This window comes from Mycobacterium sp. E2989 (assembly GCF_001667595.1).
GTDB lineage: Bacteria > Actinomycetota > Actinomycetes > Mycobacteriales > Mycobacteriaceae > Mycobacterium.
In genome coordinates this window covers 1-10,519 of the sequence record NZ_LZJX01000073.1, presented here as the reverse complement: position 1 = coordinate 10,519, position 10,519 = coordinate 1, and the positions used below count along the sequence as shown (strand labels likewise).

At 69.6% G+C, this 10,519-nt stretch carries 7 protein-coding genes and 1 riboswitch; of the genes, 5 read left to right on the top strand and 2 right to left on the bottom strand.

Annotated features, from left to right (window positions below; genetic code table 11):
• The 5 genes from A5680_RS13445 to ileS all read left to right on the top strand — a co-directional run.
• A partial coding sequence (locus tag A5680_RS13445; RefSeq protein WP_156675103.1) for a thioester reductase domain-containing protein occupies positions 1–2,536 on the top strand: 2,536 nt, incomplete at its 5' end.
• A gap of 129 nt (positions 2,537–2,665) precedes the next feature.
• Positions 2,666–3,247 carry a carboxymuconolactone decarboxylase family protein gene (locus tag A5680_RS13440; RefSeq protein ID WP_067820070.1) on the top strand — a complete coding sequence of 194 codons (582 nt, stop codon included), beginning with the start codon at positions 2,666–2,668 and terminating at the stop codon, positions 3,245–3,247.
• A 32-nt stretch (positions 3,248–3,279) separates the two neighbouring features.
• Positions 3,280–4,407, top strand: a complete 1,128-nt coding sequence (locus A5680_RS13435; RefSeq protein WP_067820067.1) for a nitronate monooxygenase family protein — start codon at positions 3,280–3,282, stop codon at positions 4,405–4,407.
• A gap of 221 nt (positions 4,408–4,628) precedes the next feature.
• Positions 4,629–4,797, top strand: a riboswitch (M-box (ykoK) riboswitch).
• Positions 4,798–5,080: 283 nt separating this feature from the next.
• Complete coding sequence (locus A5680_RS13430; protein ID WP_067820064.1) at positions 5,081–5,311, top strand: Rv1535 family protein; 231 nt, start codon at positions 5,081–5,083, stop codon at positions 5,309–5,311.
• 318 nt (positions 5,312–5,629) lie between these two features.
• Positions 5,630–8,755 (top strand): isoleucine--tRNA ligase, encoded by a 3,126-nt coding sequence (gene ileS / locus A5680_RS13425; RefSeq protein WP_067820061.1) that lies wholly within the window; start codon positions 5,630–5,632, stop codon positions 8,753–8,755.
• 174 nt (positions 8,756–8,929) lie between these two features.
• Here ileS and A5680_RS13420 read toward each other — a convergent pair whose 3' ends face one another.
• Entirely contained in the window at positions 8,930–9,655 is a 726-nt protein-coding gene (locus A5680_RS13420; RefSeq protein ID WP_067820058.1) for an SHOCT domain-containing protein, read from the bottom strand.
• 115 nt (positions 9,656–9,770) lie between these two features.
• Positions 9,771–10,202, bottom strand: a complete 432-nt coding sequence (locus A5680_RS13415) for a hypothetical protein (RefSeq protein WP_055405635.1) — start codon at positions 10,200–10,202, stop codon at positions 9,771–9,773.
• Positions 10,203–10,519 lie beyond the last annotated feature (317 nt).

Below are 10,519 nucleotides of genomic sequence, written 5' to 3'. Positions count from 1 at the left end.
CGTGCGGGCGGCCGGCGTGTGGTCGCAGAGCCATTCGCTGGTGTTCGACGTGTCGGTGTGGGAGATCTTCGGCGCGCTGCTGCACGGGGGACGGGTGCTGGTGGTGCCGGACGCGACGGCCCGGTCCCCGAAGGACCTGCACGCCCTGCTGAGCGCCGAAGAGGTCACGGTGCTCACCCAAACTCCCTCGGAGGCCGGCATGCTCGCGCCCGACGGGCTGGACGCGGCCTTGGTGGTGGCCGGCGAGGCGTGCCCGGAGGAGGTGGTGGACCGCTGGGCGCCCGGGCGGACGATGCTCAACCTCTACGGCCCCACCGAGACCACGATGTGCGTGGCGATCAGTGCGCCGCTGGAGCCCGAGTCCGGCACGCCGCCGATCGGTTCGCCGGTGCCGGGGGCGGCGCTCTTCGTGCTCGACGCGTCGTTGCGGCCCGTGCCCACCGGGGTGATCGGCGAGCTGTATGTGACCGGGGCGGGGATGGGCTACGGGTACGTGCGTCGGGCCGCCCTGACCGCGTCGCGGTTCGTGGCGTGCCCCTTCGGCGCGCCCGGGACCCGGATGTATCGCACCGGCGACCTGGTCTGCTGGGGCCCGGACGGGCAACTGCGGTATCTCGGCCGCGCCGACGAACAGGTCAAGATCCGGGGCCACCGCATCGAACTCGGGGAGGTTCGCGCCGTCCTGGCCGGGTTGGGCGGGGTCGAGCAGGCGGCGGTGATCGCCCGCGAGGACCGCCCGGGCGACCGGCGGCTGGTGGGGTATGTCACCGGGACGGCGGACCCGGCCGCGCTGCGGGCGGCGGCGGCAGATCGGTTGCCCGCCTACATGGTTCCGGTCGCGGTGGTGGTGCTGGACGCGTTGCCGCTGACGGTCAACGGAAAACTCGACAGTCGCGCGTTGCCCGCCCCGAAATACACCGACGACGATCGCTACCGCCCGCCCGCCACGCCGGTCGAGGAGACCCTGGCCGACATCTACGCCCAGGTGTTGGGGGTGCCGCGCGTCGGGGTCGAGGAATCGTTCTTCGACCTGGGCGGCGACTCGCTGTCCGCGATGCGCCTGGTCGCCGCGATCCACGCGACCCTGGGTATCCCGCTGCCCGTGCGCGCTGTCTTCGACGCACCGTCCGTGCGCAGCCTGAGTCAGCAATTAGACTGTCATGCAAGCGATTTCGTGGCTGCACGGCGACGCGGCGCCAGTTTTGCCTCGGTGCACGGCCGCGACGCGACCGAGGTGTACGCGAGCGATCTGACGCTGGACAAGTTCATCGACGCCGAGACGTTGAGCGCGGCGCCGGCGCTGCCGGGTCCGAGCTCGATGGTGCGCACGGTCCTGCTGACCGGGGCGACGGGCTTTGTGGGCCGGTACTTGGCGTTGCAGTGGCTCGAGCAGCTGGAGTTGGTGGACGGCAAGCTGATCTGCCTGGTGCGGGCCGGCTCCGACGAGGAGGCGTGGCGGCGGCTGCGGGCGACCTTCGACAGCGGGGATCCCCGGCTGCTCGACCACTTCACGGAGCTGGCCGCCGACCACCTGGAGGTCATCGCCGGGGACAAGTCCGCGACGAATCTCGGGCTCGACGAGGACACCTGGCAGCGGCTGGCCGACACCGTCGACCTGATCGTCGACTCGGCGGCCCTGGTCAACGGCGTGCTGCCGTACAGCGAACTGTTCGGGCCGAACGTCGCGGGCACCGCCGAACTGATCCGGGTGGCGCTGACCACCAAACTCAAGCCCTACACCTACGTCTCGACCGCGAACGTCGGGGACGGCGTCGACCCGGCGGCGTTCACCGAGGACGCCGACATCCGGGTCGTCAGCCCCACCCGGGTCGTCGACGGCGCCTACTCCAACGGCTACGGCAACAGCAAGTGGGCCGGCGAGGTGTTGCTGCGCGAGGCCAACGACCTGTGCGCGCTGCCGGTCTCGGTCTTCCGCTGCGACATGATCCTCGCCGACACCAGTTACGCGGGCCAGCTCAACCTGTCGGACGTGTTCACCCGCATGGTGCTGAGCATCGCGGCCACCGGCATCGCCCCCCGCTCGTTCTATCGCCTCGACGCCGGGGGCAACCGCCCGCGCACGCACTTCGACGCGCTCCCGGTCGAATTCGTCGCCGAGGCGATCACCAAGCTGGGTGCCCATGCCGTCGAGGGGTTCGAGACCTATCACGTGATGAACCCGCACGACGACGGCATCGGCATCGATCAGTACGTCGACTGGCTGATCGAGGCCGGTCACCCGATCGAGCGGATCGACGACTTCGGCGACTGGTTCCGGCGGTTCGAGGCCGCGCTGCGCGAGTTGCCCGAGCGTCAGCGCCAACATTCGGTGCACCCGCTGCTGCAGTTGCCGAGCGGACAGCAGGTCGAGCCCGGGGACCCGGGCCGCGGTTCGCTCGCCCCCACCGAGCGGTTCCGCGCCGCGGTGCGGGAGGCGAAGCTCGGTCCCGACGGCGACGATCCGGACATCCCGCACGTGTCGGCGCCCGTCATCGTCAAGTACGTGACCGACCTGCGGCTGCTCGGACTGCTCTAGGCGCCGCTCGTAAGACGCTCTGCGGCAGGGGGTTTCGCGCGGGTGGTAACCATGTCGCGGCGTTCGGGCCTTGGCGTGGGGATTGCTGACTAACATGGCCGGTGATCGCGCCCGACGAAAGTGCTCACCATGACAACAGCTCGCGTGCCCAAATTGCCGCTCGACGAGGCGACGGCCGCCGCCGACGAAGCGGCCGTGCCCAACTACATGGCCGAGCTGAGCATCTTCCAGGTGCTGCTCAACCACCCGCCGCTGGCGCGCGCCATCAACGACCTGCTCGCCACCATGCTGTGGCACGGCGCGCTCGACCCGCGGTTGCGCGAGTTGGTGATCATGCGGATCGGCTGGCTCACGGCGTGCGACTACGAATGGACGCAGCACTGGCGGGTGGCGTCGAGGCTGGGGGTGGCCCCCGACGACCTGCTCGGCGTGCGGGACTGGCAGGCGCACGACGGCTTCGGCGCAGTCGAGCGGGCGGTGCTGGCCGCCACCGACGATGTGGTGCGCGACGGCGCGGTGAGCGCGGCCAGCTGGGCGGCCTGCGAGCGTGAATTACAGGGTGACACAACGGTTCTCATCGAGCTGGTCACCGCCATCGGCGCCTGGCGGATGGTCGCCTCGATCCTGCACAGCCTGCAAGTGCCGCTCGAAGAGGGGGTGTCCAGCTGGCCGCCGGACGGGCGGTCGCCGGCGGCGGCCGTAATCGATTGACATATCGATCGATAGCTCTTTAGCGTCGGGCAATGCGAACGACAGTCGCCGAGATGCTCGGCGTCGAATTCCCCATCTGCGCGTTCAGCCACTGCCGCGATGTGGTGGCCGCGGTGACCAACGCGGGCGGCTTCGGCGTCCTCGGCGCGGTCGCGCACAGCCCCCAGCGACTCGACAGCGAGCTGGCGTGGATCGCCGAGCAGACGGGCGGCAAGCCCTTCGGGGTGGACCTGCTGTTGCCGCCCAAGTACGTCGGGGCGGACGAGGGCGGCATCGACGCCGCGCAGGCGCGGGCGCGGCTGCCCGAGGAACACCGCGCGTTCGTCGACGACATCCTGGCCCGCTATGGAATCACCGCGCCGGCGCAGGAGGCGCGCGCCTCCGCCGGCGGGCTCAACATTTCGCCCAAGGGTTACGAGCCGCTGCTGAACGTGGCGTTCGCCCACGACGGCGTCCGGCTGGTCGCCAGCGCGCTCGGGCCGCCCCCGGCGGATCTCGTCGAACGCGCCCACGACCACGACGTGCTGGTGGCCGCCTTGGCCGGGACCACGCGGCACGCGCAACGGCACGCGGCCGCCGGGGTCGACCTGATCGTCGCGCAGGGCACCGAGGCCGGCGGGCACACCGGTGAGGTCGCCACCATGGTCCTGGTGCCCGAGGTCGTCGACGCGGTGTCGCCGGTGCCGGTTCTCGCCGCGGGCGGCATCGCGCGTGGCCGCCAGATCGCGGCGGCGCTGGCGCTGGGCGCCGGGGGCGTCTGGTGCGGCTCGGTGTGGCTGACCACGGAGGAGGCCGAGACGCCGCCGGTGGTCAAGGACAAGTTCCTGGCCGCCACCTCCTCGGACACCGTGCGGTCGCGGTCGCTGACCGGCAAGCCCGCGCGGATGCTGCGCACGGCCTGGACCGACGAATGGGACCGCCCGGAAAAACCCGACCCCCTCGGCATGCCCTTGCAGACCGCGCTGGTCACCGAGCCGCAGGTGCGCATCAACTCCGCGGCCGCCCACCCCGGGGCCAAGGCGCGCGAGCTGGCCACCTACTTCGTCGGCCAGGTCGTGGGCTCTCTTGACCGGGTTCGTCCGACGCGGGCGGTGGTGCTCGACATGGTCGAGGAGTTCATCGACACCGTGGGGCGGCTCGAGGGCTTGATCGAGCGCTGACCCCCGCCGGCGCCGTTTCGCGTGTGCGCCCACGGCTTTCGGTGTGCGCCCACGGCGGCGACACGCCGACGACCTCCGCCCTGGACGCATGCGCGTTTGCGCAGGTCAGGGCGGTGATCCTGGCAGAAACCTGTGGGGCCCCCGCACAGAAACGTAAAGATTGCGAAACCCCGCGCCGATGGGTTTGACCGCGTCGGACCCGTCGTGCATTATCGGTCGGGTAAGCACCTCGTTAGGTGAGGCGTCTACACGAATACAGGCCACTGACCCCGAACGTCGAAAGACGCCCCGGGTCAGGACAGCTCCTCCCGGCTTAAGGGTTGAGCCCAGGTGGCTTCCGGACATCGGACACGTCGTGTGGTGCCAAAGCTCTGACGAGAGGGGTGCGGATCTCCGACGGTCGTCGGGTTTCTGCTCCTCATGCTGCGCGTGATCGCGTGCGGGCCCCGCATGCGTCGTGACCACGAGGAGGTGAGGGACACATGAGTTCCAGCGACAGTCCGGACCGAAGTCCGAACTCCGTCTCGTCCCGATCCGGTCTCCGGCACGGCGTTCTCGGCTGAGGCGTCGCACGCTAACTGGCTTATCGGCCAAGCGTTCTGGGATCGGAACCGCTACGGGACGGGGCACGTCCATCCAATCAGTCCCCGTTCGAACCCGTCAGGAGACGACCATGACCGTAGCTCTCTACGACGAAGTGGCCACCGTAGCGCCCGCCCGCACACTGAAGGTGGTGCGCGACGGCGAGACCGCCCCGGTGCGCAAGAAGGCCGCCGGCAAGGCCAACACCCCCGTCTTCGCCGGCGACCCGCTGGTGGAAGGCGCCACCCGGCTGCTGAGCATCCCGCTGCGCCACCTGTACGCGGCGCTGCTGCGGGCCGGTGTGCTCGAAATCCAGGCCTGATCGATGAACAGCGACCAACCAGGGCTCCAAGGGGCTACCCGGCCGCAGGTGTTTCCTGAGGCCAGGTAGCCCCTTGGGGTGCCGCGCCTGAGTAGAATCGAGCCACTGGCGTCGATCCGGCATCACCGGGGAGCCTTCGGAAGAACAGCCGGCTTCGTTCTCTGGCCGGCTCAGTAGAACCGAACGGGTTGGCCCGTCACAGCCTGGAAACGAGCGGCCACGCGACGGCGTGGCAAGCGGGGTGGTACCGCGGCGCTCGCGCAGACAGCGCGTCGTCGTCCCCGGCCTGGCCATAGGCACGCAGGAGACGACGCCACCGTGACAGAGAACGCGCAAGCCCGGGCTTATCCCAAGCCGGCGAGCGGCCCACCCGACTTCCCGGCCCTCGAGCTCGAAGTCCTCGACTACTGGGCCCGCGACGACACGTTCCGCGCCAGCATCGCCCGCCGTGACGGCGCAGAAGAATACGTGTTCTACGACGGCCCGCCGTTCGCCAACGGGCTGCCGCACTACGGGCATCTGCTCACCGGTTACGTGAAGGACATCGTCCCGCGGTATCGCACCATGCGCGGCTACAAGGTGGAGCGCCGGTTCGGCTGGGACACGCACGGGCTGCCCGCCGAGCTCGAGGTCGAGCGCCAGCTCGGCATCAACGACAAATCGCAGATCGACGACATGGGCATCGCCGCGTTCAACGACGCGTGCCGCGCCTCGGTGTTGCGCTACACCGACGAATGGCAGGCGTACGTCACCCGGCAGGCCCGCTGGGTCGACTTCGACAACGACTATAAGACGCTCGATCTGTCCTACATGGAATCGGTGATCTGGGCGTTCAAGCAGCTCTGGGACAAGGGCCTGGCCTACGAGGGATACCGCGTCCTGCCGTACTGCTGGCGCGACGAAACCCCGTTGTCCAACCACGAATTGCGCATGGACGACGACGTTTACCAAAGCCGCCAGGACCCGGCGCTGACCGTCGGCTTCCGGGTGGCCGACGGCCCGCTGGCCGGCGCCCACCTGCTGGTGTGGACCACCACGCCGTGGACCCTGCCGTCGAACCTGGCCGTCGCGGTCAATCCCGAGGTCACCTACGTCGAGGTCGCGGCCGGCGACCGTCGTTTCGTGCTGGCGCAGCCCCGGCTGGCGGCGTACGCCCGCGAGCTGGGTGACGAGCCCGAGATCCTGGGCACCTTCTCCGGCGCCGACCTGCTCGGCACCCGCTACGTGCCGCCGTTCCCGTATTTCATGGACAGCCCCAAGGCTTTTCAGGTGCTGCCCGGGGACTTCGTCACCACCGAGGACGGCACCGGCATCGTGCACATGGCGCCGGCCTACGGCGAGGACGACATGGCGACCACCGACAAGGCCGGCATCGTGCCGGTCACGCCGGTCGATTCCAAGGGCCGCTTCGACGCCAGCGTCCCGGATTACCAGGGGCAGCGCGTTTTCGACGCCAACCCGAACATCATCCGGGATTTGAAGAACGGCAGCGGCCCCGCGGCGGCCAACGGCGCGGTGCTGCTCCGCCACGAGACCTACGAGCACCCCTACCCGCACTGCTGGCGCTGCCGTAACCCGCTGATCTATCGCGCGGTGTCGTCCTGGTTCGTCGCGGTCACCGCGTTTCGCGACCGGATGGTCGAACTCAACCAGCAGATCACCTGGTACCCCGAACACGTCAAGGACGGCCAGTTCGGCAAGTGGCTGCAGGGCGCGCGCGACTGGTCGATCTCGCGAAACCGGTACTGGGGCAGCCCCATTCCGGTGTGGAAGTCCGACGATCCGGCGTACCCGCGCATCGATGTCTACGGCAGCCTCGACGAGCTGGAGCGCGACTTCGGGGTGCGGCCCACCAATCTGCATCGGCCCTACATCGACGAGCTGACCCGGCCCAACCCCGACGACCCGACCGGCCGCAGCACCATGCGCCGCATCCCAGACGTGCTCGACGTGTGGTTCGACTCGGGCTCGATGCCGTACGCCCAGGTGCACTACCCGTTCGAGAACGCGGAGTGGTTCGACACGCACTACCCGGGGGACTTCATCGTCGAGTACATCGGGCAGACCCGCGGCTGGTTCTACACGCTGCACGTGCTGGCCACCGCGCTGTTCGATCGCCCGTCGTTCAAAACCTGTGTCGCGCACGGGATCGTGCTCGGGTCGGACGGCCAGAAGATGAGCAAGTCGCTGCGCAACTACCCGGACGTGAGCGAGGTGTTCGACCGCGACGGCTCCGACGCCATGCGGTGGTTCCTGATGGCCTCGCCGATCCTGCGGGGCGGCAACCTGATCGTCACCGAGCAGGGCATCCGCGACGGCGTGCGCCAGGTGCTGCTGCCGCTGTGGAACGCGTACAGCTTCTTGGCCCTCTACGCGCCCAAAGTCGGCACCTGGCGCACCGATTCGCCGCAGGTGCTGGACCGCTACATCCTGGCCAAGCTCGCCGAACTGCGCGACGACCTGACCGGTGAGATGGACACCTGCGACATCTCGCGGGCCTGCGAGCAGCTGCGCCAGTTCACCGAGGCGTTGACGAATTGGTATGTGCGACGGTCGCGTTCGCGGTTCTGGGAAGAGGACGCCGACGCCATCGACACCCTGCACACCGTGCTCGAGGTGACGGCCCGGGTGGCCGCGCCGCTGCTTCCATCGGTCACCGAGATCATCTGGCGCGGCCTCACCGGCGGGCGGTCGGTGCACCTCACCGATTGGCCCGGCGCCGAAGCGCTGCCCGCCGACCCCGACCTGGTCGCCGCGATGGATCAGGTCCGCGAAGTGTGCTCGGCCGCGTCTTCCCTGCGCAAGGCCAAGAAACTCCGCGTGCGCCTGCCGCTGCCGAAATTGACCGTGGCCGTGGAGAACCCGCGCCGGCTGGAGCCGTTCACCGACCTGATCGCCGATGAGCTCAACGTGAAGAGCGTCGAGCTGACCGACGCGATCGACACCTACGGCTCCTTCGAGCTCACGGTCAACGCCCGCGTGGCCGGGCCGCGGCTGGGCAAGGACGTGCAGGCCGCCATCAAGGCGGTCAAGGCGGGGGAGGGCGTCGTCAACCCCGACGGCACGCTGACGGCCGGGCCCGCGGTGCTGCAACCCGAGGAATACAGCTCCCGGCTGGTGGCCGCCGACCCGGATTACACGGCGGCGCTGCCCGACGGCTCCGGTCTGGTCGTGCTGGACGGCACGGTGACCCCGGAGCTCGAGGCCGAGGGCTGGGCCAAGGACCGCATCCGCGAGCTGCAGGAGCTGCGCAAGTCGACCGGGCTGGAGGTGTCCGACCGGATCGCCGTGGTGATGTCGGTTCCGGCCGAGCGGGCCGACTGGGCGGCCGCGCATCGCGACCTGATCGCCGGCGAGATCCTTGCCACCCGTTTCGAATTCGGGGAACCCGCCGACGGCGCCGACATCGGCGACGGGGTCCGGGTGAGCATCGCCAAGGTGTAAGGCGCGCTCAGGGGCACATGAAGGCGATCGGCGGGGATGGTCTTCGCCGATCTCGTCGTGGCGGTAGGAAACGAGCAACGGCACGGGCATAGCCGGGTTGACCGCGCGCGCCGCGCAACGACGTGCCGCGGGCGGGCGGCGCCCCCGGGGCCCGCGCCCACCGGCACTCGCGACTCAGATCGCCGCGATGATCTCGGCCCGCTTGCGGGTGTAATCGGCGTCGGTGATCGCCCCGGCCGCGCGCAGCTCCTCGAGCTCGCGCAGGCGCTCGGCGGCCGGGCGTTGCGGCGCGGCGCCCGCCACGATGTCTTCGAGCCGCCGGCCGCCGATGACGATGTTCGGCCCGGCACCTTGCGGCGGCGCCGCCGCCGCGCCCAGCGCGTCGATGATGCGTTGGCCCGACTCGTCCTTGGCGATGACGAAGGCGTGCGGCAGGGCCGGGATGCGCTGGCCGGAAGCCGCCCGCTGCGCGGCGATCTGCTGCGCCACCCGGCCGCTGTCGCCGTCGATCGGCAGCCACAGGGTGATGATCTGCCGGTCGTCGGCCAGCCCGCGCGCCCTGGCCGCCACGTCGTTGCCGGCCTGGGCCCGAAAGCCCGAGCGATCCCACGCCTTGAGGACGTTGCCGGGCACCAGGACGCCTCGGTGCTGCTTGTCTTCGAGCGCGTAGATGCCGGACGCGGTGACGGCCAAGATGAAACTCTTCGGTAGGCCGGTGCCGTTGGGCACGCTTCGCCAATTCACCTCGCCCCCGGCCGACGGATACATCTGCATGGCTTTGGTCGACGTCTGCTCGCATCGCGTGGCCGCCTCAACCGGTTGACGCAGGATTTCCGCCGCCACGGCGGCGGCCTGCTGGTTGAGCGCCGGGTCGTGCTGCGCGCGGCCCCTGAACTTCATGTTCGTTCCTTTCGCGTGTGTCCTCGGGCGATGGTCTGCATCGCTATGCCAGCGAACCGTCCCGGCCGCGCTCCCGATCCCAACAATTCGGCCTCGGTGGCGCCTGCATCGCGGCTCACCGGGTTCCGTCTTGCCCTAGCCGTCGGGCCGAGATGCATTGCGCGACAGCGTCATACCCTTCGTCCAGCGCTACCATTCCCCGATTGGTGGGATGCCACTTGTCGGGCTTCCCCTCGCCCCCGACGCTTAGGTAGACCAGTTCGCTGTGCTCCAACACCTGCAGGGCCTCACGCACGGGCCCGACGAGCTTCTTGAAGCTCATGGCTCGCTGGCCGCGGGAAGTGAACTCCGCACGGCGGAGCACCCATTTGATGACGTCGTACTGGGTCAACGGTTTGCCGCGCTTGGGCCCGTCGGGCCCGAATGCGGCCATGAGTTGCGCGGCCAGCTCCTCCGTCGGCGGCAATGCGACCAGGCGGGCGAACTCGGCGTCTCTGGCGCGCCGTGCCTCGGCCCGCGCCGCCTTCAGGCTTCCCAACAATGACACGGCAGTCCTTTCACGCCCGGTTCTCGAGCGCTCGTCAACCTACTGTGCGCGATTGACCGCTTCGGCGCATGAGGTATTCGCCGCATTTTTTCCCGAAAAAAGTGTCCGCGCCGTCCGGGCTGGCTGCTCCTACCTGTGACGGCGGCCCATCGGGGGTCGCGACCACAGTGAGGAACAGCCATGAGCGCCATCGAAGACTTTCAGTCGACGACCTTCGCCGCCCTCCCGCACGAGGACCTGACCGTCGGCGAGGCATGGGCCTCGAGCCCGCTGGGCGACCCCGAGATCGAGGACGGTTCGCTGTCCCAGCCCGGCGA